Source organism: Desulfosarcina ovata subsp. ovata (assembly GCF_009689005.1).
Lineage (GTDB): Bacteria > Desulfobacterota > Desulfobacteria > Desulfobacterales > Desulfosarcinaceae > Desulfosarcina > Desulfosarcina ovata.
In genome coordinates, this window is the sequence record NZ_AP021879.1 from 5105738 (window position 1) to 5132364 (window position 26627).

The window sequence follows — 26627 nt, forward strand, 5'->3', positions numbered from 1 at the left end:
AGAACGAATGCCGTGGTGCGAACCATGCCAGCGAGCCTGATTCTGTGGATAATTGCGAAAGAGGAAAGGAACGCATGATATATTTTACGGAAAGCGAGATCGACCAGCTGATCGAGGATGATGTCCCCTTGGGTGACATGACCACCGGAATGATGAATCTGTCCGGCAAGAAGGCAAAGATCACCCTTTTGGCCCGTAACCCCATGGTGGCCTGCTGTACGGAAGAGGCGGTACGGTTATACCGTAAAGTCGATCTGAAGGTGCATCATGCGGTGGCCTCGGGAACCGAACTGAACCCGGGTGACCCGCTGATTTCCGCCGAAGGCGATGCCGCCGCCGTTCACCTGGTCTGGCGAACCGGCAGCGCGCTTGTCGAATTTGCCTCCGGGGTCGCCGGTCGGACCCGGCAACTGGTCCAGAACGCCCGGGCGGAAAATGCCGCCACCACGGTGGCCGGCACGCGCAAACACCCGCCTTACATGAAAAAGGTGGCCCTCAAGGCCCTCATGGCCGGCGGTGGCGTACCCCACCGTACCGGTTTGTCCGACACCATTCTGATCTTCAAGGAACATCTGCTGTTTACCGGCGGTTACGACAACCTTGCCGAAACGGTCATGAAAATGAAAGCGATCCAAAAGGAGCGCAAGATCGTCGTCGAAGGCCATACCGAGGCGCAGGCCATGGCCATCGTTCGCTCGGGTGCCGATGCCGTTCAGGTGGACAAGATGACGCCGGAAGAATTTTCCGCCTGTGCGAGCGTCTGCAGGCAGGCCAATCCCGGCATTTGCATGATCGCTGCCGGCGGCATCAACGGGACCAATGCCGCTGCTTACGCAAAGGCGGGGGCCGATGTGCTGGTCTCCTCGTGGATCTATTTTGCACCGCCGGCGGACGTCAAGGCGCAGATCGCCCCATGATCACTGATTCGGTTGATCGATGAACCAAAAGAACGATATCTCCGCCCTGGTGGATTGCCTGATTGCCGCCGATTCCTATCTGGGGGACCATCGCGACGCCCTGACTCGGCGGATTGCGCACATTCAGGCCATGCGCAAAAGAATCACCGAGGGCCGCGTGGATCTGTTGGACCTGGCGTCAGGTCATGAGCACTTCGGTCTGCACCGTACGGCCAACGGCTGGAGCTTCCGGGAATGGGCGCCCCATGCCACGGCCGTCTACCTGGTAGGCGATTTCAGCGAATGGCGAGAGGATCCGGCCTATGCCCTGACCCGCCTGGAAACCGGCGGCGGCCAGTGGGAGATCCGCCTGCCGCCGGAGCGGCTGCACCATGGGGACCTGTTTCGCCTGCGCATCCACTGGCCGGGAGGGGTTGGGGACCGCATCCCGGCCTATGCCCGCCGGGTGGTCCAGGATCCGCAGACCCTGATTTTCAACGCCCAGGTGTGGGCGCCGTCCTCGCCCTACCGCTGGCGGCATGCCGAATTTACCAGGCCGGATCGGCCGCCGCTGATTTACGAGGTGCATGTGGGCATGGCCCAGGAGGCGGAGACGATCGGCACCTGGGGAGAGTTTACCGAACGCGTCCTGCCGCGCATTGTTCTCGCCGGGTACACCACCATTCAGCTCATGGCCGTTCAGGAACATCCCTACTACGGCTCTTTCGGCTACCATGTGTCCAGTTTTTTTGCCGCCTCGTCCCGCTTCGGCACGCCCGAGGACCTCATGGCCCTGATCGACGTGGCCCATGGCCAGGGCATTGCCGTGATCATGGACCTGGTGCACTCCCACTCGGTTTCCAACACCGTGGAAGGCCTGGGGCAATTTGACGGCACGGAGTACCAGTATTTCCACGAGGGGTCCCGCGGCCATCACCACGCCTGGGACAGCCGTTGTTTCGACTACGGCAAGCCGGAGGTGGTGCACTTCCTGCTATCCAACTGCCGCTACTGGCTGGATGCCTTCCATGTGGATGGATTCCGGTTCGACGGCATCACCAGCATGCTCTATACCCACCACGGCCTGGAGCGCGCCTTTACCGGGTACGGCGATTATTTCAACGATGCTGTGGACGAGGACGCCCTGGCCTACCTGGCCCTGGCCAACGAGGTGATTCATCGCCTCAGGCCCGACGCCATCACCGTGGCCGAGGACATCAGCGGTATGCCGGGGCTGGCCCTGCCCGTGGCGGCGGGCGGAGTGGGCTTTGATTACCGCTTTGCCATGGGGGTTCCCGATTACTGGATCCGGCTGACCAAGGATATTCCCGACGAGCACTGGCCCATGGGCCATCTGTGGCACGAGCTGACCAACCGAAGGCAGGAAGAGAAAACCATCAGCTATACCGAATCCCATGACCAGGCTCTGGTGGGGGACAAGACCCTGATTTTCCGCATGGCCGATGCGGCCTTGTACGGGCACATGTCCAGGGATGACCCGGATCTGGGGGTGGACCGGGCCATGGCCCTGCACAAGATGATCCGCCTGATCACTCTGGCCACGGCGGGCAACGGCTACCTCAATTTCATGGGCAACGAATTCGGCCATCCCGAGTGGATCGATTTCCCCAGGGAAGGCAACCAGTGGAGCTGCCGCTACGCCCGGCGCCAGTGGTCCCTGGTGGATGATCCGGGGCTCAAGTACCATCTGCTGGCCCGCTTCGACCAGCGGATGATCGCCCTGTGCCGACAAGCCGACCTGCTGTCGGCACCTGACCTTTCTCTCCTGTGGGACCACGACGGGGACAAGGTGCTGGCCTTCCTGCGCGGCGGATGGATTTTCGTTTTCAACTTTCACCCCCAGCACTCGTTCACCGATTACGGGATCCCGGCACCCGACATTGCCTACCGGATGGTGCTGGACACGGATGCAAGGCCTTTTGGCGGGCACGGACGGCTGGCACCGGATCAGGTCCACCACACCCTGCCGGACCCGTCCAACCCCTGGGGCACCCGTCTCTCCCTCTACCTGCCGTCGCGTACGGGCATCGTGCTGGCGCCCCGGGCGTGCGGCCAAGGCCAGGGTAATCGCATTTAACTATTTTTCAATCTTTCTACCCGATAGCGATGGGTCACAAATGTCAAATGTCCAATGAAAAATGCCAAATGGTGGTATTCTGTCCATTTATAATCGATAGGATCCTTCAATTGACATTTGGATTTTTTCATTTGGCATTGATTGAATCGGGGCGGTGGGTTTCTGATAACACCACCACCAAGAATACATCCAAATGCGATTGCCCTGGGGCCAAGGCGGATAGATTTTGACTTCGTCTGCCATCCGCTCTATATCGATTCCCGATGCAATCCCATACCCATTATCCCATCATCCATTTGAATACCTTTGGCGTCGGGGGCGTCGCCCAGCGGTATGTCCGCTTTGACGCCGATACCGAGATCGCCGGGTTTCTGCGGGATACGCCCCTCGGTGATTGCCCCTACCTGATCCTGGGCGGGGGCAGCAACCTGCTGTTCACCGGTGACTACCCGGGTATGCTGCTCCATCCGGCATTCAAGGGGGTTACCGTGCTGGGCGACGACGGCTACCACGTGCGGATCCGGGCCATGGCCGGTGAGACCTGGGACGATCTGGTGGCCTTTAGCGTGGAAAACGGCTGGGGGGGCATCGAAAATCTCTCGCTGATTCCCGGCCATGTGGGTGCCAGCGCCGTGCAGAACATCGGTGCCTACGGGGTCGAGGTGGAAACGGTGGTCGAGCAGGTGGAGGCAATCGCCCTGGATGGCGGTGAAACCGTTCACTTGACAGCCGGGGAGTGTGGGTTCGGCTACCGCAGCAGCCATTTCAAAAGCCGCTGGGCAGGGCGTTTCATAGTTACGGCAGTGGTGTTTCGTCTTCGCCGGACGCCTCGTTACGTGCTCGATTATCCCGGTGTGCGCGAAGGCGTCGAAAGGCGGGGCGCGGTCAACCTGAAAACCATCCGCCAGACCATCATCAGCATCCGGCAGGCCAAACTGCCTGATCCGGCCGAGACCGGCAATGCGGGCAGTTTTTTCAAGAATCCGGTGGTCGATAGCGGCATCCTGCAAACCCTGCTGAACCGCTATCCGGATTTGCCCCACTATCCGCAAGGGGAGGAGCGGTTCAAACTGGCCGCCGGCTGGCTCATCGAACGCTGCGGGTGGAAGGGGCGGCACGTGGGCCGGGCCGCCGTCCACGACCGGCAGGCCCTGGTGCTGGTCAACCGGGGCGGAGCCACGGGCCGTGAAATTCTGGACCTTTCCGAAACGATCGCCGCATCGGTGGCCGATCATTTCGGCGTCCGGCTGGAGCGGGAGGTGCGGGTGGTCTGAAATTGACATTCCGGCCCGATTCATCCACAATGCCGCCCGACTATCGATTACTGAAACGTTAACCGAACATTCCCGATGAAGAGGTCCTCATGCTACCCATAGAGACCCTGGCACCGTTTTTCATGGCGTCGATCCTGCTTGCCCTGGCCCCTGGCCCGGACAATATCTTCGTGCTCACCCAGTCGGCCCTGAGAGGCCGGGTGGCCGGTCTGCTGGTTACCCTGGGACTGTGCACCGGCCTGATCGTTCACACCACGGCCGTGGCCTTCGGCGTGGCGGTGATCTTCAAGGCCTCGGCCCTGGCCTTTACCGCCCTGAAGCTTTTCGGGGCCGGCTATCTGCTCTACCTGGCCTGGTTGATCTTCCGTTCCTCGGCGGAGACGATCGCCGCCGGTCAGCGCAGCGAACTCAGTTATGCCCGGCTCTATCGGCGGGGCATCATCATGAACGTGACCAATCCCAAGGTTTCCATCTTCTTTCTTGCTTTTCTGCCGCAGTTCGCCGATCCGGCGCGGGGCTCGCTGACCCTGCAGATGCTGCTTCTGGGCGGCGTCTTCATCGTCTCCACGATACTGGTGTTTGGCGGCATCGCGTTTCTGGCCGGGTCGATCGGCGGCTGGCTTAACCGCTCTCCCCGAACCCAGGTGATCATGAACCGCCTGGCCGGGATGGTGTTTGTGGGGCTGGCATTGAAGCTGGCCACGGTCAAACGGTGACGGCTTTCGTAAGAATAATACCATGGACCATGATCTGTTCCCATCTGTGCGTCGGACCAACCCGGAGAAAGAGTATTTCTTTCAGGAGGGCTGCTTTATTCTCGAACTGACCAACGGGCCGGGGGACCCGGCGGTCTCTATTGCCCGGGCACGGGTGGCACCGGGCGTGACCACCCGGTTGCACCGGCTGGAGGGCATCACCGAGCGCTATGTGATTCTCGAGGGCCGCGGATCCGTGGAAGTCAACGGAATGACGGCCCAGCCGGTTGGCCCGGGAGACGTGGTGTGCATCCCGCCTGCCTGCCCCCAGCGCATCACCAACACCGGCACGCTGGACCTCATCTTTCTGGCCGTCTGCACGCCGCGGTTCGTTGCCGAGGCCTATCGAGACATGGACGATGGTGCGGAAACGTCCTGAGCGGGCGTTCCATTGTGCTGACGATTCTTTTTTTACCGAGGGACATGCAATCAAAAATGCCGTTTTTGCATTTGCCCCCCGCTCCATCTTCTGGCATGCTTGATTCATCCCAAACGCTACCCTCTGCCTGAATCTGATAACCATACGGCGATTTCCGCCGCCGGTTGCTCACTTTCACGTCTCATCATCTCCTAATGTTGACCGTCTATCCTATTGCCATGGCGTTTTGAGCGGAGTTCTTTCTGGCCCGGCTTTATCCATTCATTTAAAAAAAAGCGGCCTGCAGGCCGTGGAGGTTTTTATCGTGCCCAGCAAAGCGATAGCCCCTTTCAATGGTAAGCCTGCGACGGCTGTGATGGTGGACCTGGCGTCCGGCCAACAGGCGCTTGCGGGGTCCCCTATCACCCCGGCCTTTTTTCTGCACTGTCACCGGCCGGCGCTGTCCGATGACCCGCCGTTGCCGGTACCGTGGCATGGAATTGTGGGCGAAGATTCCAAGATAAAGGCCATCTTTCAGCAGATCCGCCATGCGGCACCTTACGACTATCCGGTGCATCTTTCCGGTGCAACGGGTACGGGCAAGGAGCTCGCCGCCCGGGCCATCCATGACCTCAGCGGCCGCAAAAGCGGACCGTTCGTGCCGGTGAACTGCGGGGCGATTCCCGAAGAGCTGGTGGAAAGCGAGCTGTTTGGCCATATGAAGGGCGCTTTCAGCGACGCCCACCGCCAGCGCAAAGGCTGCTTCGAGCGGGCGCACCGGGGGACCCTGTTTCTGGATGAAGTGGCCGACCTTTCCCTTTACAATCAGGTCCGGTTGCTGCGGGTGCTGCAACGGGGCGTGTTTGAGCGTGTGGGCGGGGAGCGCAGCCTTCGCGTTGATGTGCGGGTGATCAGTGCGACCAACCGCCCCCTGAAACAGGAGATGGCTGATGGAACGTTTCGCGAGGATCTGTTCTACCGGCTCAATGTGGTGCCCATCCACATGCCGCCCCTGAACGCACGGCGGGGTGATATCACACTGCTGGCGCGATATTTCCTCGATCGTGCGGCCCGGCGTTACGGCCGTTACCCGGTTCGCTTGACCCGACCGGCCCTCAGCCTGCTGCAAGGCCATGACTGGCCGGGAAATGTGCGTGAATTGCAAAACGCTGTCCATTTCGGCTTTGTGCGTGCCGGTGGCCCCATCATCGATGCCGGGCACCTTCCGCCGACGGTCCGGCAGCGTGCAAAAAAGGTTCGGTTCCGGCGGTTGGACCCGACCTCCGTTTCCCATGCCCTGGCATGCTGCGGTGGTAACAAGTCCCGGGCCGCCCGCTACCTGGGTGTGGGCAGGGCGACGTTGTACCGCTTTCTGCGTCTTCATCAGCCCTTTCTGGGGGGGTGATCGGGGTTTCATTGCCGGTGGTGGGCGATGCGCGTGCGCCTATCCCTAGGGAATATGCGGTGGTGCGCCGGTGGCCGTGCCGCGGATCAGGTCGCTGCGCCAGGTACAGACCGTGAAGACGAGGATGCCGGCAAGCATGCTCAGGGCGCCGAACAGGAAGGCCTGCCGAAGCTGAAACAGATCCATCATCATACCGGCCAGCAAGGAACCGCCCAGCAGACCCAGGCTGTGGGCCACGGTCAGAAGCGCCATGACTGATCCCATGGCTTTGCTGCGGCTGCCCCACAACACGGCTACGGCCATCATTGCCGGCATACAGATCCCGCCGCCGATACCAAAACCGATACTGGCGTAAAACATATACCAGAAGCCCGTGGCGTGGCTGAAGGCCCAGATCGCCGCGGTGACGATGAGGCCCCCCAGGATGACCATACTTTTGCGGTCGAAGCGATCCGCTGCCCAGCCCATGGGAACCTGGAATATGCCGCTGACAAAAATGCCCAGGGCCACCAGCGTGCCGATGGCCGAGGCGGAAATGGCAAATTCCACGTCGGCGAAGACCGGCAGGAATCCCCAGATGATGCCAATGCAGGCCGTGTAGGTCAGACGGAAGAAAAAAAGGCCGGCGATGGTTCGGTCGGTGAGAATTTTTGACCACTGGACCGGTGTGCGGCGTTTCAGTACCACCTGCTCCTCGGCGGTGGGCGGAAGAAACGACAAACTCAGGCCGAAGGCGACCACGGAGAGCACGCCCATGCTGACAAACGCCCCCTGCAGGCTGAAACGGTCCTTGATCACACCGCCGATCATGGGGCCGGCGCTCAGACCGATCATCAGGGACATGTTGAACAACCCCATGACCCAGCCCTCCCTACCCTTGGGGGTGAGATCCCCCACATAGGCCTGGACCACCGGCATGATCATGGCCGAGGCGATGCCCTGGACGAAGCGGATACCGATCAGGGATTCCACATTGGTGGAGAAAATGAAGGCCACCGAGATAACCGCATAGGACAGAAGACCGGTAACAATAAAGGGTTTGCGCCCCTTGCGGTCGGAGAGACTGCCGAAGAAGGGCAGGAAAAAAGTCCGCGAAAGGGAGAAGGCACCGAAGATCAGGCCGATATAAATACCGGACGCCCCCAGGTCGTGGGCATAGACCGGCAAAAGGGGCACCACGATGCCGACCCCGGTGACGGAGGTAAAGATGGAGAAAAAGAGGGTGCCGAGAACTCTGCGCTGGATGCGGTTCATGGGGTGCGTCGGGGACTCCTTCAAGCCCTTGTCAATGCGGATAAAAAATGAAATACTAATTCCCCTTTCAGACGGGCATCCATTGACTTTTACACCCAACAACGAGGATAACGGCATGGACCATTACCAGACCCTGGTTGAAAAAGCAAAAAAAGGATTTCGGACCTTAGATACCCCCGATACCTTGGCCGATGCCGCCCTGGATGGGCTGCAGACCTGGCTTGGCGATGAGATGTTCGCTGCGTATGTGCCCCAGATCGAGCATCTGATCAAATCCGGGCAGTGGGATTTCCTGCTGGATTCCTTTTACCAGGTGATTCCCTTCGGTACCGGCGGCCGCCGGGGGCCGGTGGGCATCGGCCCCAACCGCATCAACCCCTGGACCATCCAGGCATCGGCCCAGGGGCACAGCCAGTATCTGATCCAGACCCATGGGGAATCCGCCCGCCAGCGGGGCGTGGTGCTGGCCTACGACGTGCGCTGTTTCACCGACACCCGCTATTATGCTGCAAACCGGCCCAATCCGGTGGCCAATCTGGATGGGCGGCAGCTGGCCGAAGCCGCGGCGCGGGTATATGCGGCCAACGGGATCCGTGTTTACCTGTTTGACGGTGCCCGCAGTACGCCGGAACTCTCTTTTGCCATCCGCCATTTGAACGCCATCGCCGGGTGCGTTTTCTCCGCCAGTCACAACCTGCCCACCGACAACGGCAAGAAGGTTTACGACCAGTTCGGCGGCCAATTGATCGCGCCCCATGACCAGAACCTGGTGGACGAAGTGACCGGCAATGTCTCCACCATCGACACCCTGGATTTCGATGCGGCGGCTGAGAAGGGGCTTCTATCCATGATCGGCGCCGAAGTAGACACGGCCTATCACCAGGCCGTGAGCGATCTCAATCTCAGTGACGCCAGAGGGATACGCATTCTCTACAGCCCGTTGCACGGCACCGGTCTGACCTCGGTCTACCCTGTACTGAAGCGCATGGGATTCGACATCCACCTCGATCCGGCCACGGCCAACCCGAGTGGCGCATTCGAAAACGTGACCTTCAACATCCCCAACCCGGAAGTGATCCAGTCCTTCGATACGGCCCTGCCCAATGCCGACGCCATTGGCGCGGATGTGATCATGAGCACGGATCCGGATGCCGACCGCATCGGCATCATGGTGCGGCACAATGATCGCTGGACCTTTGTTAACGGCAACGAGATTGGCATCGTGCTCAGCGAATGGGCCATCGACCGGTTCCGCGAAAACGGGCGACTCACAGCAAACAGCGTGATCATCAAGACCGATGTCACCGCTTCGCTCATCGACACCATTTCTGCAGAAAACGGCATCCAGTGCATCGGTGATCTTCTCGTGGGGTTTAAATACATCGGTGAGGAGATGAACCGCCTGGAGGCCGCCGGCCGACAGGCGGACTTTATCCTCGGCACCGAGGAGAGCCACGGGTATATCATGGGCAATTACGTGCGCGATAAGGATGCGGCCGGCGCTGCCGTGTGGCTGGCCGAGTTGGCCTCTGGGCTCAAGGCAGAGGGACGCACCCTGGTGGATTACCTTGACGCCGTTTACGCCAAATACGGCTATTGCCACAATTATCTCACCGAAATTCGCCTCTTGGGGGCCAAGGGCATCGGACAGATCGCCGGCATCATGTCTCACCTGAGGGAGAGCACCATCGATCGCATCGGGGATTTCGCGGTCATGGAAAAAATCGACCGCTGGCAGGGAGACCCGCAGCCCCATCTGTCGCCCACCGACACCGCTTCGCGCAATGTGCTGATCCTTAAATTGAAACCGCTGACCGGGACCCGTGGCATCCGTGTTACCGTGCGGCCATCGGGAACCGAGCCCAAATTCAAGATTTACATTGAAGTCCTCGGCCGGCCCTTCGACCCCGCCGACCGGGACGCCGTTAAATCGTCGATCGCCAATATCCGGGAGCGCTTGGAGCGTGCCTTCATGGGCCATTGCTACCATATCCTGGGCGTGGACTTTCCCGAGCGGGGGTTCCTGCTTTTCTGGCAACTGCCCCTGGACGACAAGCTGAAGTATTTCACCCTTGAGGATCGGCTGGCCGGACTGACCGCCGTTGCCGATCCCAATGAGCGCCAAAGCCAGATGGACGCGCTTCTAGCATTTCTGGGCGCCAATCCCGTGCAGAAAGTGGATCAGGCCTTTGCCGCGCGATTCGGCACAAGGGTGCTGGACTACCTGGGGCTGGCGTAACGGTCTATCCAACAAAGCGCCACATTCAGAAAGGCTGATGGTGGAAGGCATCAACGACAATAAACACGCATTGCCTTTCGCGGAGGTAACCTTTCGCAAGATCGATACGAATTGATGCTCTTTCACTCGGAAAACGGAGGCTCAATGCCATATTACAAATGCAGCAACCAGGCTTGTCCGACCGGGGGCGAGGCCTTTTCCCTTACCTCGGCAGGCCAGACGTTCTGTCCACGCTGCTACACGGCGAACGCGCTTACGTCGGTCGCGACCCCTGTTGTGGGTCCGTTGACCAAAACGCGCGTGATCCAAAGCAGCAACACCATGCACTCGTGTCCGAAAAAGGTGGAGGTGGAGGTCCAGCTTCTGATCGACAAGTGGGATCTCAATTCGGTATCGACCTTGGAAGCGAAGAAGACCAAGGACTACCTTTTCACCTTAAATACGAACGCCAAGCGAATCGACAGGGAAGGGCCGGTGACTATTGGTTCTGAAAAAACGGTCACGCACGGCAAGTTCCGCCTTCAGTTTGGCAACAGGACTTATGCGGGAGTGCGTATCCAGGTGGACGTTATCCTCAACGCGGCGGTTATCAGACGAGCGTTCAAAGAAAGCTTGGTAGCTGGAAAATACGTCGAAGTCTATCTCGGTTGATCGTGCAGCGCGATCACGCGGCCCGTATGGATTGGATTTCCGGCGTCGTTGCCTCCCCCGGCTTGCCATGACAAAGGGTCAAGTCGGCTCTTGCCCCCCCCCCTTATCGTTTAGGAAAATGGTCACAAGCGGCATCATATTTGATTGCGTGCGAAAATTTTTGAGACAATCAATAATATCGAGTCCGGCCAGGCTATAGTCGAACCACGAATCGCTCCCGGCCACCAGCACCTCGCCGGGCTTGGCGGCTTCCCAGATGATTTCAACGGACTGGTCTTCCAGGTCGACGACAATCGCGGCGACTTCCTAAAAAAATATAAAATACAAATGGTTAGATTGTTGGTGACGTTTTCGGAATTTTTTCTTGACTTCCGGCATCCTACTGCTTAGCTTAAATAAGTTTCACCGAATGGTATTCAGTGAAAATGATTCTATGAATATTCATTCAATGGCAAGCAAATTCCTTTTCAGCAAAAGGAGGACCCAATGGAAAGGTGGAAAAAACTCGAACGTGTTCCGGCACCGGCAATCATCCCTTCGTATGGCCCCTTGACAGGCATGCGGGTTCTGATGACCGGCAGTATCGTGGAGGCCCCCTTTGCGGCGGGTATGCTGGCGGATTACGGGGCAGAGGTGATTCATGTTGAACGACCCGGTGTGGGCGATCCCTATCGGGGCCAGTCTCCGGTGATTACTAGTGGTAATGGCGACGAGGAATTTGTCCTGGCCGATTCGGACATCCCGGACGATGAAAAGGTCAGTTGCGCATGGATCCAGGAGGCCCGGAACAAGTTGAGCCTGACCCTGGAACTGAATATGAAGATTCCGGAAATCAAGGAGATTTTTTTCTCCCTGATCAAAAATTGCGATGTATGGATGGAAAACATGGTCTGGGTGGAAAAGCTCGGGCTTAACGATGAGATGCTTTTCGAGGTGAATCCCAAGCTGGTCATCGCCCATCTCAGTGGATTCGGGCGTCCCCAGTTCGGCGGCGTGCCGGAAGAGTGCGACCGTCCCTCCTATGACCCCATCGGTCAGGCCGAAGGGGGCTGGATGTATATCAACGGATTCCCCGAACCTTCACCGCCGGGATACGGGAGCTCGTTTATCAACGACTACATCAGCGCCGTATTCTGTGCCAACGGGGTGATGATGGCCTATATCAACGCCCAGAAGACGGGGAAGGGCCAAGTGGTCGATGTCGCCCAAATTGAGTGCATGAGCAAGTGCCTGAACGACACCTTCGTCAATTATTTCACCCTGGGGCGGGTGAAGGAGCGTGCCGGCAACCATGTGCCCGTTTTTCAACCCGCCAACCTGTATCGGACCAAGGACGGATACCTTTATATCGGCGCCTTCGGGCCGTTTGTGTACGAGCGGGCCCTCAAGGCGATGGATATCGATGTCGAGAAATATCCCCATGAGAAGGCCGGGGCGTCCAGGGAAGCCCTGGAATCCGAGTTGGGGAGGGAATTGGACCGTCTTATCGACAAATGGATGCGCGCACGCACGTCCGAAGAAGGCCAGGCCATTCTCAAATCCAAGAAAGTTCCCTGCGGTATCCCGAGAAACGCCAAGGACCTCGCCAATAGCGAGCACTACAAGTGCCGTGGCAACTGGATCGAATACGAGGATCAGACACTGCATAAAAAAGTGACCGCTTATGGATTCGTTCCCAAGATGAGTGGCACGCCCCCGCGTGTCTGGCGGGGATCACCCCGCCTCGGCCAGGATACGGACATAATTCTGGAGAAAATCGCCGGCTACAGCAAAGCGGAGATCGATATGCTGAAGGGCAGGGGGTTTGTCGACCCCATGCTTAACTAGTGCCCATCCAGAAATGGCCAATTTGCCAGATATCGGCGTTGCGCGAAAAATTTTATCCTCGGAATATAAACCATATGCCTGTGGTAAAATTTTTCGGGCGCCTTGATCTCAACCAAATTTGCCTATTTCTGGACAGACACTAACTAAAAGGCGGTTTGAAACGCCGTCTATTTTCCACTACCAGTGCTGGAAAACGGATCAAAATGCTCTTGCATTGAATATCGCTCAGTTTTTAGATCCGTTTTCCGTGCTGTTGGCGGAGGCTATCCCACCTTCTGCAAACAGGCGTTGCAAAACGCCTCCCCCCTTTTTCTACCCACCGGTTTTCCAAGTTTGAATGATAGCGCTCATGGCAGGAAAATTGCTCTTTGAATGCAAATCTGTTACGAAGTACCCTTGTTTATCAATACGATGGCATTCGATTGCCGATGCATCAGAGAAAAGCACTATTATGGCAAAATTGACCAAACGAAAACTTCAGGCCATCAAAACAAAGGCGATAATCTATAATACATTCCTCGAAATGGTCCAGGAATGTGAATTCGAGAAACTGACTGTCGAGAAAATCTGTAAGCGGGCGAACGTTTCTGTGGGCACCTTCTATCACCATTACAGGAACAAGTACGACATCATGGAGGAAATTTTTCATCGGGCGGATGATTTTTTTCAGGAAAAGATGTTAAACAATCAGATCAAAGGCAAGACGGCAATCGAAAAGATTATCGGCTTTTTCGATCTCCTTGCTCAGATCTATACCCGCTACGGATTAGGATTCAGCAAGGCCCTGTTCAACACCCGGAACAATCTGTTTGTTAACGACAAGCGGATCATGGTTACCATGCTGCGGGATATTCTTGTTCAGGGAGTCGAGGACAATCAAATTGTTTCGGATTTAACGGCCGAGGAATTAAAGCGCATTCTTTTTACCACGGCACGGGGGATTGTCTTTGATTGGTGTTTGCGAGACGGGGACTTTTCATTGGAAAAGGCCATGCACCAGTATATTCTGCTTGTCGTGCGTGCCGTTGCCCCTTGAGACGATCCTGGACCCGCCGGGACCGTCACCGATCGATTTTTAAGGATACCTTAACCCAGACGATAGGAAATGTGATTGCCGATGCCGTTGAACCCCTTTGATCTTCCGGACCCCATGCTTAGACAGATGATCCGCACGATGTCCCCAGCAGCGTTGCGCCGGCAACTGATCCAGATGGCCGATACCCTGGGAGACGAGGCGTTTGGCGCCCGTATGGCCAGAGAAATCGTGGCGCGCACCCGACCCGATCAGGCCATCCCCGACACTTATGCCAGGTATCGGTCCCTGGTCCGTGACGGCATCGAGTTCTTTCTCAGCCAGATCAGTCGCAGGCGGATGCTTGACCTGGTGATCAGCCAACTGGCCATGGATGCGGACACCTGCTGCCAGGAGCGACTGCTGGCCCTGGCTCAGCGTTTCCCGACACTTCACAAACTGGGTCAGCTCATTGCCCGCCACCCCGACATCGATCCGGCTGTCCGGGGGTGGCTCATCAATCTGGAAAACGGTCTTTACGGCACCAACCCCGATAAACTGGAGGTCCGGATCCATGCGGAACTAGGATCAACAGGCAAAGCGGCCAATGTTCATGTGACGCCCACCATCCTGGCCGAGGCCAGCGTGGGCGCAGTGATACCGTTCCATTGGCAACCATCGCCGGATGGCTCTTTGCAACACGGGGTGTTCAAGGTGCTACGCCCCGGAATACGGCGTCATTTGAACGAAGAGTTGGGCATCCTGGGAAAAACCGCCGTCTTTTTCCACGACCACCGGACGCGTTATCCGCTCAAGGATTTCCGTTTCCTGGAAATTTTTGAGGATGTGCGCGAGATGATGATCCACGAGATCGATCTGGCGGCCGAACAGCGTCTTCTGGGTGAGGCCAGCCATTTTTACGCGGACATGCCGGATATCCGTATTCCGCGGCGTCTGCCCCTGTCCACCAGCGCCATGACTGCCATGGACCATTTGGACGGACCCAAACTCCTGGATGCTGACCTGAACGGACCGCAGCGAAAACGGATGGCCGACCTCCTTTTTACGGCAGTCGTTCTGAACCCGCTGTTTTCAAAGTACAATTCGTCCCTTTTTCACGGTGATCCCCATGCCGGTAACATCCTGGCCGTTTTTACCGATGAATCGACGGATCCGGCCATCGGCCTGGTGGACTGGAGCCTGGCCGGTCATCTGGCCCGCAGTGACCGTGTTGAAACCGTACACCTGATTCAGGCACTCCTGAAAAACGATTTGACCGGGATGTGCGATGCTATCCGATCCCTTGCCATGGGAGGCAGCCAATCGACGCCCAAGCCGCGTAAATACTTACGCGACCTGATTTCTGGATGGATGCACGAACCGGCAAACAAGCGGTTGCCGCTGGTCAAGCAGACCTTCCGGCTCCTGGAATCCCTCTCCATGGAAGGGCTTGTTTTCCCCGCCGACCTGATGCTTTTTAGAAAGGCGATTTTTACCCTTGAAGGGGTCTTGCACGACCTCTGGCCGGCGTTCGACATGGACGCTGCCATTGCCTGCCACCTGATGGCCCTCGTCCAACAGGAGTTTCCCCTCCGACTGGTCAACCTGCTTTTTCCCCTGGCCGACCGGCCCGAAAAGTACACCAGCCTGATCTCCAACCAGGACCTGCAATTTCTCATCGCCCACCAGTCTATCAATGCTCTGTTCGCCTCCAGTCATCGGCTTATGGGACCGCTAATGGGATGGAACCGGGCGATCGGTGTTGCCTGGTGTCCGGGGTAGATGCCTATCCTCTAAAAACTCTGTTTCCTGTATAATAACGAGCCCTTAACGTTCCTGGGGGCGCCAAGGCCCGCTGCCCTTTTCCGGAAAGACGATAAACCGCCTGCCCAAGAAATTCAGGAGCAATGCAAGGCCCGTCGCACTCAGCTTGGCAATGACCGGCGATGCCCCCCAATTGAGAAGATATTTCACAGCCATCAGGTCTACACAGGCGACGCCTCCAACAACCCCCATGTAAGTGAGCATTTCCATCGGTGCCTTCCACCGGACTTGATGTTTGAATAAAATAAAAATGCAAAGCACATAATTGATGATGGCAGCGCTAATGAATGCGACCGGCGCGCACAATGAGACTTTGATTCCCGCATGGTAAAGGGACAGAAACAGAAACAGGTTAAACATGGCCGCAACACCGCCGATGGCCAGATAGATTAGAAATTGCATGGGCAGCGGCGCTTTATGGGCATTGTACTTCAGGATGCAGTAGAGTGCCCGAAAACCGTCTTTTACGCCGATTTTTTTTCCCTCTTCATAGGTCCTGCCGGAATACGATATGCCTATTTCAAAGATACGGACGCGCATCTGGGCCACCTTGGCAACGACTTCCGGCTCAAATCCGAATCGATTCTCTTTCAAATCAATGCGCTGAATGATTTCACGCTTGAATACCTTATAACAACTTTCCATATCCGTCAGATTCAGGTCAGTAAACATGTTCGACATCAGGGTGAGAAACCGGTTGCCAATCGAGTGCCAGAAATAGAGGACGCGGTGGGCGCCCGAGGAAAGAAAACGTGACCCGATGACCACATCGGCACGGTTGTCACGCAACGGCAATAGCAGCATTTTGAGATCCATCGGATCGTACTCAAGGTCGGCATCCTGAATAGCAACAAAATCGCCGGTTGCGTTTTGGAATCCGGTTTTGAGAGCGGCCCCCTTGCCCTTGTTTATCTTGTGTTTCAGGACGAGAATTTCTTTTTCATGGCGCTGGGCGAGTTCCCGGGCAATGAGGAGACTGTTGTCGCTCGACGCGTCATCTACAATGATGATCTCTATTTTTAAATTATCATCCTTTACTTCCAATACCCGATCCACGCAAAGCCGGAGGGTCGCTTCTTCGTTGTAGCATGGTATGATGACAGATAGCTTAACTGGCCCTGCCTGGATAGCCCGCATCGATGTTTCCTCCATGTTGATCGATTGAAATAACCGGTTCACTGACAGCAGCGAGCGTCTGTAGATCTGTGAGAAACAGAATGGTAATCAGGATGGCGGTTTCGGGAACTTGTATAGATAGGCCGATGCGCCAACCGCGGTAATTTTTTCTAAAAATTTCCTCACCGTTTTTCAAGCTATTTTTCTCGCCATTTCTGCGTGCACACTGCGTTTGGATATGCTGTTTTCTTACTTGCTTAAAAATGACAAATTAGTAATATATTTGGCAATAACTTTTCACTTTTGTAATACGGTATGCCGCCAGCTCTACCTTAATCTACTATAAAAGCGAATAAAAACAGCAAGGTGAACTTATCTACAAAAAGGTATGTGGGTTGCATGCTTCTTCGCGGTTGGCAATTTTGTCGGATTTCCGCGTCAGGACCCTGTGTCTACGCCGAAATCCATGCCCCACGCTTCCCCCCGTTTTATTCTTAACATACAAAAATAATTTGAAAAATGGAGGAACCATGGCGTTTTTTGCGAAGATTACAATTTTGATGTTTGCGTTGCTGCTGCCGTCCACGATCGTTTTGGGTGCGGATCCGGGTGTTGTCGATACGGGGACGACGGCCTGGATGCTGATCTCCACGGCCCTGGTTCTGCTCATGGTGCCCGGTCTGGCCATGTTCTACGGTGGTTTGGTGCGCACCAAGAATGTGCTCGGTACCATGATGCACAGCTTTGTTTCGATTGCCATCATCGGCGTTTTGTGGGTGGTATGCGGTTATGGCCTGACCTTCGGGAAAGGTATTCTTGGGGGTTTCGTGGGCTGGAGCGGAGATTATTTTCTTCTCCGGGGCATCGACGACACCATTACCAACGGCGTTCCCGAATATGTGCTGGCCATGTTTCAGGGAAAGTTTGCCATCATCACCCCGGCGTTGATTAGCGGCGCCCTGGCCGAGCGGGTTTACTTCAAAGGCTATACGTTTTTTATCGTTCTCTGGTTTCTTTTCATCTACTGCCCCCTGTGCCACTGGGTCTGGGCCGCTGACGGCTGGCTGTTCAACAGCGGGGCGGCTGGTGTGATCGATCTTGCCGGTGGTTTGGTGATTCATGTTTCAGCGGGGATCAGCGCACTTGTCGTGGCCCTCTACCTGGGACCGCGCAAAGGGTATCCGAAATCCTCCATGGCGCCCAACAACCTGGTGATGACCATGATGGGCGCCGGCCTGCTGTGGGTGGGCTGGTTCGGTTTCAATGCCGGATCAACGGTTCAGAGCGGCCTGGATACCGCCCGTGCGCTGACCATGACTCAGGTCTCCGCAGCCAGCGGGGCCCTGACCTGGATGCTGATTGAAGCCTTCATTTTTCGCAAAGTCACCTCCCTGGGATTCGTTTCCGGTATCCTCGCCGGCCTGGTGGTGATCACACCCGCCGCCGGTGTGGTCCTGCCTGGCGGGGCCATCGTCATGGGGGCTCTGTCGAGCAGCCTCTGTTACCTGGCCCTGAACCTAAAAATGAAGATCGGCTACGACGACAGCCTGGACTGTTTCGGGATTCACGGTGTCGGCAGCGGGCTGGGCGTACTGCTGCTCAGTTTTTTCATCCGGGACAGCTGGATGGCGGCGGCTCGCCAGAATGTGGCCGGCTGGAGTTGCTGGGACCAACTGCTGGTACAGGTCAAAGGCATGGGGGCGACCATTGCCCTGGCCGCCGTCGGTACGGTTGTGATTTGTGTGCTGGTCGAAAAGAGTGTCGGTTTCCGCATCGACGAGCAGGATGAATTCGACGGTCTGGACAAATCCCTGCACAGTGAGAACGGCTACGGATTGATTTTCCCGGAATCACGGTGACGTATTGTCTCAAACGGCCTGTTTCCCCTTTGGGGCGGTCCGTCCTAAAAATGAGGGGGCCGGGTGCTTGATATTGACGTAAAACTTCTCATAGTAGATGATATGGGAGAGATGATTTACGGCGGCGGTCAACCTAAAAAAATGGAGGTCGATATGCGTGAACTGAAAACCCTCACCCCTGAAGCCGTACCCTCTGCACTTGAGAAAGCCAAGCAATATCGACTGCTCGGCGAACCGTACGAGACGGAAAGCATCTGTATGGATATCCTGGCGGTCGATCCCCACCACCCGGAGGCCTTGAGCACCCTGGCATTGGCCCTGACGGACAAGTTTGCCTATGTTGGGCTGCAACCTTCGTTCGATCAGGCCATGGATGTTGTCTCCCGGCTGGAGGCGGCATACGATAAATCCTACTACACGGGGCTCGTCTATGAGCGGCGGGCCAAGTTCCACTTCCGGCAGGGGGAACCCGAGGCGGTTGCCACGGCCTATGCCTGGTTTGCCAAGGCCATGAACGCATACGACCAGGCGATTTCCGGCGGTGCGGCGGACAATCAGGATGCTGTTTTGCGCTGGAATTCGTGTGCCCGTTTCATCGAAAGCCACCAGGCACTCAAATCCTTCGATGCCGGCCAGGGGTAAGGCGATTTCTGTCAAAGAATATACCCGCCTGCTTGTCTTTTCATCCGTCTTCTGCGTTGGACTTTTCCACACATAGCCCCACTATGCGTAAAAAAGCCCGCCTTGAATACGAATGAAAATCCTGCGCATCCTGGTATATTCTTATCCGTCAATCGCCTAATCGCCGGGCCGAATCAAATTTCAATCGGCATGATCGGGCTTCAGATCGACAATCTGGGTAACGAACAGAGACCGGATTTCCTGCCCCATGGTCGGACTGTCGGGGCCATGGGGAAGATCGGACAGTTGCGTAAAGACTCGGGGGATCAACCGCTCCTCCCGCTGAACGCCGAAAGTGATCCGTTTCATCTGCCGGGCGGACAGATGGCCGAAAGCCGATTTGGTAATCAAGATGGTCCCCCCGTTGGCGATGGCGGAAAGATGAAAGGCCTGGTCCGCCGCACCGCCGGGAAGCATGAACGCCATGCTGGCGCTGGGATCTTCCTTGGGAAGATGATCCTTGCCGCTGCTGATGCCGATGTTCAGGCGAATGTCGGCCATCCACCCGCCGTCTGCTTTCAGGGATGTTTCGATTTCATGTATTTTCCCCTTGAGCTTAACGGCGCAACGGATGGCGTCGAAGGCCGGGTCCGTACCTGAGTGTTGGGCAATGAGATACTGCACGTCGGTGCCGCTGCGTTTGGCCCGCTGCCCGCCGCAGGATTCAGCGATGCGGTCCGTTTCATCCCAGATACGCGTCATGAGCTGGAAATAGGTTTCGGGCAGGAGAGTGTCCACGATATGCCGGGAATCATCGAGCCTGGCCGACAGGACACTGAATACGGTTTTCCCGGTACCGGTACCGTCTGCCGTTGCTCCGGAGATGAGTGCCTCTGCTGTTTTTAATTCCCAGCTGTCCGGCTCATGGGCCGCATCGAGAATACAGAGGGTTCCTTCGTCCACCGCCATGGCATAAAACCGCAATTGCCTGATGCCGCCATCCGCTTCGAAGCAGATCGGGCAGCTGTCGATCAGGGGGGGGCGTTGGGGTGCATTGCGGTTTTCCCTGGAGATCGGATCGATGGCGTCGATGGGCAAGGCGATCCTGGGCGCCAGACGGCTGAACGTTTCCGGTGGCGTGGTTGCCTGCAGGAAGCGATAGATAACGGCAAACATCGGTTTCCAGTCGAAAACCAATTCCTTCAGGGAGGCCCGCAGCAAAATATCGAACACCGTTCCCGACGGATTGTCATTCCATTCATTGTTGATGGTCTCAAACAGATGGTCCTCCGGAGCGACCGTGATCCAACTGATGTGCATGGTCCGGTCGACAAGCAATGCCGATCCAGGGATGGTGTTGACGGCCAGATGAAAGCGGAATGCGGCACTTTTTTGAGGTTGTTTCCCTGACATTGCCGTTGGGGGGACCGGGGCGTGGGAAGGCGCATCATCGGCAGTGCCTGGCATGTTGCCCGCCTGCTTCAGGCTCGCCGCAATGGCTTCCGGGGTGTGGCCTTGATCGATGAGCTGTTTCCACCTGGTGACATGGCCCAGAATGGATGCCGAAAAGGCGGTTATTTTGTGCATTCCATCAGGGCCGGCCGGTGAGACCTGGATCATGGAAGACGGCAGCACCTTCAACTGGATGAACCGGATCAGATCCTTTTTGGCGATGCCGGTCCGGGCGAGAAGTTCGGCAACGGTCAACCCGTTCGCATCGGCCGGATCCAATTTGTTTTTTTTGCCGGACAGCGGCTTCACCGTCTGCGCCATTTCCGTTTCCATTCCAATCCGCCTTCGGCATTCTCATTCAGGCCCATCGGTGTGTTATTCGGCGCTTTACCACTGAATCTGAAGCGCAAAAAACAACCCTTCCAGGATTCACGGCGGTATCTTGCTTTCGGCTTGCCTTCAGGTTAACCGGTCAAGGCGATTGCCAGGGTGACCAGTCCTACCAGCCAGCAGTAGGGCGCGAAGCGGTGCAGCTGACCCCGGTCCACCACCCGTAGCAGGATCACCAGGGCCAACCAGCCCACGGCCGCCGAGACCAGCGAGCCGGCGATGATGGTGGCCAGAGGGATGCGGGTCGCCAGTTCCGGTGCATCCAGGCCCAGCACCAGGGCCCCGACGATGGCCGGAATGGAGAGCAGGAAGGAGTAGCGGCCGGCCAGTTTTCGTTCCACACCGAGAAACAGGGCGGTGGCAATGGTGGAACCGGACCGGGAGATCCCCGGCAAAATGGCCAATCCCTGGACGATACCGATCAGGCAGGCGTCCTTTAGCGTCGTACGGGCCACCGGCCGCCCCTGGGTACGAATCCGGCGGGTCAGCCAGAGCAGGGTGCCTGTGACGATAAGCATGCAGCCGACAATGGCCGTGGAGCCGAAAAGCTGGTCGGTGATTTTTTTGAACAGCAGGCCGATGATGGCCGTGGGCACCGATCCGATCACGATAAGCAGGGCCATGCGGATGTCCGGATCGACCTGGAAGAGCCGCAGGAGTCCGCCGGCGCTTCTCATCCGTCTGGGAAGCTGGATCAGGGCCGTGAGAATTTTCAGGATCTCCCGGTAAAAGACGATGATTACCGCCAGCAGGGTGCCTACGTGAAGGCAAATGTCAAAGAGCAGTTCCGGCTCCTTGAGCCCGAAGAGGTTTTGAAAAAGCACCAGGTGGCCTGAACTGCTCACCGGCAGAAATTCGGTCAGTCCCTGGACCGTGCCCAGTATGATGGCTTCGATGGTATTCACAAAAACAGACTCCAATATGGATAATGGTGGTTGAAAGGGTTGATCAGATTCGAGTATAAACCACCAGGCCGGCATGGCAAGGGCAATGTTGCCTCAATGGTGTCGGCGGCGCTTTTTTGCTATTGACCTTTGTGTTCTGCAGGTGCCTTAATTGCCCTTGGCGCCACCGGAACCTGTCTCACATCACAGTCAAAATCGGTTGGGATAAAAAAGATTGAATCAATCAATGGAATTGAAGAATAAAGTCGCCATTGTAACCGGCGCAAGCCGCGGTTTGGGGAAAGCAATTGCCATGGGACTGGCCATGGCTGGCGCACGGGTTGTGGTTGCTGCGCGAAGTGAGGTCGTTAAGGATAAAAAACTTCCCGGAACGATTTCAAAAACAGTTGAAGCCATCGAAGCCGCCGGGGGCGTCGCAATGGCTGTTCGATGCGATGTTACCGATGAAGGCAGTGTCCGGACAATGGTTGAGAGAACCATCGCTGCCTTCGGGCGCATCGACATTCTGGTCAATAACGCCGGGGTGGCCTTTTACTACCCGGTGGTCGAGACGCCGCTGTTACGCTGGGACCTTGTTCTTAAAGTCAATCTTCACGGGACCTTCCTCTGTTCAAAGGCGGTCCTCCCGACCATGATTGATCAAAAAAGCGGAAGCATTATCAATATTTCCTCACTGGCCGCCGACGAGCGTGACGAGGGGACAGTGCCCACCGGCGTCGCCTATGCCGTGGCCAAAGCCGCGGTCGACCGTTTCTGTTATGGATTGGCCACAGAGGTCGGCTGCCATAATATCGCGGTCAACGGAATCAAGCCCAAGGCACCGGTCGATACCGAAGGGATGCGGTATTGGGAACCGGATGAGAAGACAACGGAAGGTTGGGTTTCACCCGACAAAATGGTCAAATGTGTTCTTTTTCTTGCCGCCCAAGATGCCAGTGGCGTTACCGGAACGGTCTCCACGGATGAGGAACTCAGCAAATGGCACGGCTTGTAAGGTTTGTAGATGTCATGGCATACGCTACCGGAGGCGTACCATCATCATGGTGATGTCGTCGGCCTGGGGCGCCGAGCCGGCAAAGGCATTCACATCCTGCATGACGCTTTCGATGATCTGGCCCGGTGATAGCCGATCCTTGCCGCTGAGCTGCCCGAGCAGCCGCTCTTCGGCGTAGAGTTCGCCGCTCGCATCCATGGCTTCGGTGATCCCGTCCGTGTAGATAAACAGGCCGTCGCCAGGGGCCAGCACGATGCGCCGTTCGGCGTATTCAAGATCCGGCAGGGTGCCGAGCAGCACCCCATCGGTGCCTTCGAGAAAAATTGGCGCTTCGTTTTTTCTCAGCAGAACCGGTGGATTATGACCGCCATTGGCATACCACAACTCGCCGGAGCGGATGTCCAGGACCCCGCAAAACAGGGTCACGAACATGCACGCGGCGTTGTCCTGGCTCAGTTGGGCATTAACTTCCTTAAGAATCTGGCCGGGGTGTCGGCGCTTGGCCGCCGTCATCTTGGTCAAGGTCATGGTAACCGCCATGAATAGCGACGCCGGCACCCCTTTTCCGGATACATCGCCGACCACGAAGCAGACACGGGTGTCATCCATGCGGTAGAAATCATATAAATCTCCGCCCACTTCCCGCGCCGGCTGGATCATGGCGAAGAGGTCGAAGCCGGAGATATCCGGAAACGGGGGAAAAAGCTTGGGCAGCAGCCCCATCTGGATCTCGTGGGCGATGTTGAGTTCGCTTTCGATCCGCTCCTTGGCCGCCGTGGTATCGACCAGCTCGCGAATGTGTTCATTCAGCGCATCTTTCATGTACGCGAAGGATTCAGCCAGGGCACCGACTTCGCCGCCGCTGTTCAATCCCGGGATGGCCACCGTCAGATCGCCGGTGGCCATCTGCCGGGCGGCGGCGGAAAGGGTGCGCAAGGGCCGCGTAATGGTGCCGGCCACCAGCCAGACGATCAGGATCAGCAGCAGAATGCCGCATGCCAGAAGAAAGAGCCCCTGATCCCGAAAGGCGTTGAGATCGGCCATCAGTTCGCTCTCGGGAAAAAAGACCCCCACGGACCAATGGCTGAGACCGATGGGCGCGAAGTAGAGAAATCCAAGCCTGCCGGACGGATCGCCGGTAAAGCTCACAAATCCCGACTCGCCGTGGATCATGCGCTTGCCCAGGCGGCGCAGGTCGGTGTCCTGTCGGCTTTCGGCGATGCTGAAAATCGTTTCGTTCATCACCCAGCGCTGCTGGGGATGGGTAATAAAGGTGCCGCTGGATGAGAGGATGAACGCATACCCGGAGTTCAGGACAGGGGTCTCGCAAACACTCTTTTCGAGCCATTGCAGGGAGATGTCAGCCGTCACGACGCCGGCGAAACGTTGCGCGTCCGCCTTGTTGCAGCAGAACGGGCGGGCGTAGGTGGCCATGAGAATGTTTCCCCCGCCCGTGTCAAAATAAGGCTCGCTCCAGAACGGCTTTCCGGTTTCCCGTGGAATCAGGTACCAATCCTGATAAAAATAGTTGTACTGGGCACCCCCCAGATGGGTCACATGGATCGCTTTTTCCCGACGTAAGAGATAGAGGCAGTCATCGATCGTCGCCGGGTCATGGGCATACGGCGCGAAGGCGATGGCCGTGCCGAAGACGACCGGACTGGTTTCCAGGGCGCGCCTCAGGATACCGGTCATCTGCCCTTCATCCAAATCTACGGATTCCAGTACGGCGGCGAGATGGTCGGGCAGTTTTTCCACCGGGGCAAGCACGGACGCGATCTGATGAGCGATCCGCAGGGCGAGGTTTTCGGCATTCTTCTCCACGTTGCGGGTGATGGCCGATTTGGAATGGATGTATCCCGCGGCAAAGATCGCCAGGAAGACCAGAAGACTGCCGGCCAGCACCGATGCCGCGAGCTTGAAGCTGATGCCTCTTTTTCGGATCATGGGAAATCGACTTTCTTGAAGAACGCCGTGTAGGACGGGGACGTGCGGATCAACCCGCCGAGGCGCAGAATATCCGCCACGCGCCGGAAGTCGTCGGCGTTCAGTTCACCCATAGCCCCCCTGTCCGGGGAAGGCTGCATCAGATCGCGCATCCGGTCGAGCATCCAGCGCTGGTGAACCCGGTTGGCCGGGATGTGGGCCGCCTGCATGATCGACAGAATCAGGTCGATGGCCGTTTCCGGGTGGGCAAAGGCGTCGCGCCATCCTTCCATGGTGGCGGCAACGAATGCCCGGACCGCCTCGGGGTGGTTTTCGAGTGTCGTTTTTTGCAGATAGATTCCGTCCTCGGGAAAATTGAGATCGGCGTCTTCGAAACGGAACAGGCGGATTTCATTCGAATCGAGTCCGGCATTGATCAGCGTGTGGTACTCATTGTACCACATGAGTGACGTGATTTGGACACCGCCATGCAGAAACAGATGCACGGGGTTCGCCGCGGTCACCACCCGCACATCCAACTGATACTTGTCAAAGAAGGCCCGTGGCTGGATCTGGAAGTCCGCTGGCCAGAGGGCGACCTTTTTTCCGTTCATGTCCGCCGGCCGGATGATTCCCGCGCGGGTGCGCACTGCCAGGCACAGGGCCGAGTGCTGGATGAGCTGGCCCACGTTGACGATGGCCACGCCCTGGTCGGCGAGCTGAAGGGCGGTTGACAACCACAGGGTGACGATGTCGGCACTGCCGGTTTTGAGGGCCTCCACCGGTAGCCGGTGAGGGCCTCCCGGCAGGATCGTCAGATCGATCCCATGCCGGCGGTAGCAGCCATTCTGCCGGGCCAGGTAGAACCCGGCGAACTGGGCCTGGGGAGACCACTGGGGCAGAAAGGTGAGATGGGGCAACCCCTGGGTCTCGGCCGACGCCGGACGGCACGGCGCGATCCCCGTCGCAAGGATCAGGAAGAAAAGCAGCATCCGATACCATGGCATCATGGCGTCTCTCCCGGGTGAATGCCGAGCCGCAGTTGCAGCCGGTTGTGGTTTCCCTCGCGCCGGTAGTGAACCTCATCCATGAGACGGCGCACCAGGTGGACGCCCAGGCCGCCGATCCGGCGCCGTTCGATATCCGGGGAAAGATCGGCATCGGGTGCTTGAGTCATGTCGAAGGCAATGCCCTGGTCGCTGATTTCCACCACCAGATGTGCTGTTTCCACCCGGCAGTCCACCTGTATCAAACCGGCGGTGTGCGGGTAGGCGTGGGTGATGATGTTGACCAGGCACTCTTCCAGGGCGAGTTCCAGGTGAAGGCAGCGCTCCTCGTCCATGGCCAGGGATCGGGACACGGCCAGTACCGGTGCGATCCAGCGCGGCAGGTTTTCCAGACGGGCCCTTGCCGTAACGCTGGCCGGTGGGGCTTCAGGCCTGTGCAAGGGCCGCGTCCAGGGTATCGAAGTGTTTGAACAGCGTAAAGAAGCCTGAAATCTGAAACACTTTTCTCACCGGCCCGCCGGATTCGGCAAGCAGGAGTTGTCCGCCGCGCGATTTGAGGGTTTTCCCCGTGCTCAGGAAGACGCGCAGCCCGGCACTGCAGATGTAGTTCAGGCCGGATAGGTCGAAGGCCAGAACGGTCGTTTCCGGTTCAATGGCTCCGGTCACCGCTTTTTCAAAGGCCGGGGTATTCACCGTGTCCATGCGTCCTCGAACGATTGCCACCAGGGTAGCACCTTCGGTGCGAAAGTCAATTTCCATTCAAT

The 26627-nt window shown here is 57.5% G+C and carries 23 protein-coding genes; 14 read left to right on the forward strand and 9 right to left on the reverse strand.

The genetic code is table 11. The annotated features are described in order from the left end of the window. Positions 1 to 74 precede the first annotated feature (74 nt). From modD to GN112_RS22475, 6 genes are all read left to right on the forward strand, one after another. Positions 75 to 917, forward strand: coding sequence for a ModD protein (modD, locus tag GN112_RS22450; protein WP_155312256.1), 843 nt, complete (start codon positions 75 to 77; stop codon positions 915 to 917). A gap of 19 nt (positions 918 to 936) precedes the next feature. After that, the gene (locus tag GN112_RS22455; RefSeq protein ID WP_155312257.1) at positions 937 to 2994 is read left to right on the forward strand and encodes an alpha amylase C-terminal domain-containing protein; all 2058 of its coding nucleotides are present in this window, start codon (positions 937 to 939) and stop codon (positions 2992 to 2994) included. A 263-nt stretch (positions 2995 to 3257) separates the two neighbouring features. Then, positions 3258 to 4268, forward strand: coding sequence for a UDP-N-acetylmuramate dehydrogenase (gene murB / locus GN112_RS22460; protein ID WP_155312258.1), 1011 nt, complete (start codon positions 3258 to 3260; stop codon positions 4266 to 4268). Positions 4269 to 4357: 89 nt separating this feature from the next. Beyond that, the gene (locus GN112_RS22465) at positions 4358 to 4984 is read left to right on the forward strand and encodes a LysE family translocator (protein WP_155312259.1); all 627 of its coding nucleotides are present in this window, start codon (positions 4358 to 4360) and stop codon (positions 4982 to 4984) included. Between the two features lie 22 nt (positions 4985 to 5006). Beyond that, positions 5007 to 5402 (forward strand): cupin domain-containing protein, encoded by a 396-nt coding sequence (locus GN112_RS22470; RefSeq protein WP_155312260.1) that lies wholly within the window; start codon positions 5007 to 5009, stop codon positions 5400 to 5402. Positions 5403 to 5706: 304 nt separating this feature from the next. Next, the gene (locus GN112_RS22475; RefSeq protein WP_155312261.1) at positions 5707 to 6786 is read left to right on the forward strand and encodes a sigma-54 interaction domain-containing protein; all 1080 of its coding nucleotides are present in this window, start codon (positions 5707 to 5709) and stop codon (positions 6784 to 6786) included. 45 nt (positions 6787 to 6831) lie between these two features. Here GN112_RS22475 and GN112_RS22480 read toward each other — a convergent pair whose 3' ends face one another. Further along, complete coding sequence (locus GN112_RS22480) at positions 6832 to 8040, reverse strand: MFS transporter (RefSeq protein WP_231713937.1); 1209 nt, start codon at positions 8038 to 8040, stop codon at positions 6832 to 6834. Between the two features lie 115 nt (positions 8041 to 8155). Between GN112_RS22480 and GN112_RS22485 the strand changes: the two genes are divergently transcribed. From GN112_RS22485 to GN112_RS22505, 5 genes are all read left to right on the forward strand, one after another. Then, complete coding sequence (locus GN112_RS22485; RefSeq protein WP_162459072.1) at positions 8156 to 10279, forward strand: phospho-sugar mutase; 2124 nt, start codon at positions 8156 to 8158, stop codon at positions 10277 to 10279. 144 nt (positions 10280 to 10423) lie between these two features. Next, positions 10424 to 10930 (forward strand): hypothetical protein, encoded by a 507-nt coding sequence (locus tag GN112_RS22490; protein WP_155312264.1) that lies wholly within the window; start codon positions 10424 to 10426, stop codon positions 10928 to 10930. 486 nt (positions 10931 to 11416) lie between these two features. Beyond that, on the forward strand, positions 11417 to 12757 hold the full coding sequence (locus GN112_RS22495; RefSeq protein ID WP_155312265.1) for a CaiB/BaiF CoA transferase family protein: 1341 nt from the start codon (positions 11417 to 11419) through the stop codon (positions 12755 to 12757). A gap of 451 nt (positions 12758 to 13208) precedes the next feature. Continuing rightward, entirely contained in the window at positions 13209 to 13793 is a 585-nt protein-coding gene (locus GN112_RS22500) for a TetR/AcrR family transcriptional regulator (RefSeq protein WP_162459073.1), read from the forward strand. Between the two features lie 81 nt (positions 13794 to 13874). After that, the gene (locus GN112_RS22505; protein WP_231717252.1) at positions 13875 to 15551 is read left to right on the forward strand and encodes an AarF/UbiB family protein; all 1677 of its coding nucleotides are present in this window, start codon (positions 13875 to 13877) and stop codon (positions 15549 to 15551) included. Between the two features lie 45 nt (positions 15552 to 15596). Here the strand turns inward: GN112_RS22505 and GN112_RS22510 are convergent, their stop codons facing one another. Together GN112_RS22510 and GN112_RS22515 are read right to left on the reverse strand one after the other, a co-directional pair. Continuing rightward, a complete protein-coding gene (locus GN112_RS22510) occupies positions 15597 to 16730 on the reverse strand; it encodes a bifunctional glycosyltransferase family 2/GtrA family protein (RefSeq protein WP_155312268.1) in 1134 nt (377 codons plus the stop codon). Beyond that, a complete protein-coding gene (locus GN112_RS22515) occupies positions 16702 to 16905 on the reverse strand; it encodes a hypothetical protein (protein ID WP_155312269.1) in 204 nt (67 codons plus the stop codon). Before GN112_RS22515 ends, GN112_RS22510 begins: the two co-directional genes overlap by 29 nt. Positions 16906 to 17239: 334 nt before the next feature. On the opposite strand from GN112_RS22515, the gene GN112_RS22520 reads away from it, so the two are divergent. Both GN112_RS22520 and GN112_RS22525 read left to right on the forward strand, forming a co-directional pair. Next, a complete protein-coding gene (locus GN112_RS22520; protein ID WP_162459074.1) occupies positions 17240 to 18568 on the forward strand; it encodes an ammonium transporter in 1329 nt (442 codons plus the stop codon). Positions 18569 to 18631: 63 nt separating this feature from the next. After that, complete coding sequence (locus GN112_RS22525; protein WP_155312270.1) at positions 18632 to 19210, forward strand: hypothetical protein; 579 nt, start codon at positions 18632 to 18634, stop codon at positions 19208 to 19210. 180 nt (positions 19211 to 19390) lie between these two features. On the opposite strand, the gene GN112_RS22530 is transcribed toward GN112_RS22525, so the two are convergent. Then, the gene (locus GN112_RS22530) at positions 19391 to 20974 is read right to left on the reverse strand and encodes an adenylate/guanylate cyclase domain-containing protein (RefSeq protein ID WP_155312271.1); all 1584 of its coding nucleotides are present in this window, start codon (positions 20972 to 20974) and stop codon (positions 19391 to 19393) included. A 131-nt stretch (positions 20975 to 21105) separates the two neighbouring features. After that, a complete protein-coding gene (locus GN112_RS22535; protein ID WP_155312272.1) occupies positions 21106 to 21936 on the reverse strand; it encodes an undecaprenyl-diphosphate phosphatase in 831 nt (276 codons plus the stop codon). 226 nt (positions 21937 to 22162) lie between these two features. Between GN112_RS22535 and GN112_RS22540 the strand changes: the two genes are divergently transcribed. Continuing rightward, positions 22163 to 22930, forward strand: a complete 768-nt coding sequence (locus GN112_RS22540) for an SDR family NAD(P)-dependent oxidoreductase (protein WP_155312273.1) — start codon at positions 22163 to 22165, stop codon at positions 22928 to 22930. 24 nt (positions 22931 to 22954) lie between these two features. On the opposite strand, the gene GN112_RS22545 is transcribed toward GN112_RS22540, so the two are convergent. From GN112_RS22545 to GN112_RS22560, 4 genes are read right to left on the reverse strand one after another with little or no spacing between them, the layout of a single operon-like run. Beyond that, on the reverse strand, positions 22955 to 24877 hold the full coding sequence (locus tag GN112_RS22545; protein WP_155312274.1) for a SpoIIE family protein phosphatase: 1923 nt from the start codon (positions 24875 to 24877) through the stop codon (positions 22955 to 22957). Further along, complete coding sequence (locus tag GN112_RS22550) at positions 24874 to 25866, reverse strand: ABC transporter substrate-binding protein (RefSeq protein ID WP_231717094.1); 993 nt, start codon at positions 25864 to 25866, stop codon at positions 24874 to 24876. The genes GN112_RS22545 and GN112_RS22550 overlap by 4 nt, the downstream gene beginning before the upstream one ends. After that, complete coding sequence (locus GN112_RS22555) at positions 25863 to 26303, reverse strand: ATP-binding protein (protein WP_162459075.1); 441 nt, start codon at positions 26301 to 26303, stop codon at positions 25863 to 25865. The genes GN112_RS22550 and GN112_RS22555 overlap by 4 nt, the downstream gene beginning before the upstream one ends. Next, positions 26290 to 26622, reverse strand: a complete 333-nt coding sequence (locus GN112_RS22560) for an STAS domain-containing protein (RefSeq protein ID WP_155312276.1) — start codon at positions 26620 to 26622, stop codon at positions 26290 to 26292. Before GN112_RS22560 ends, GN112_RS22555 begins: the two co-directional genes overlap by 14 nt. Between the last annotated feature and the right edge of the window lie 5 nt (positions 26623 to 26627).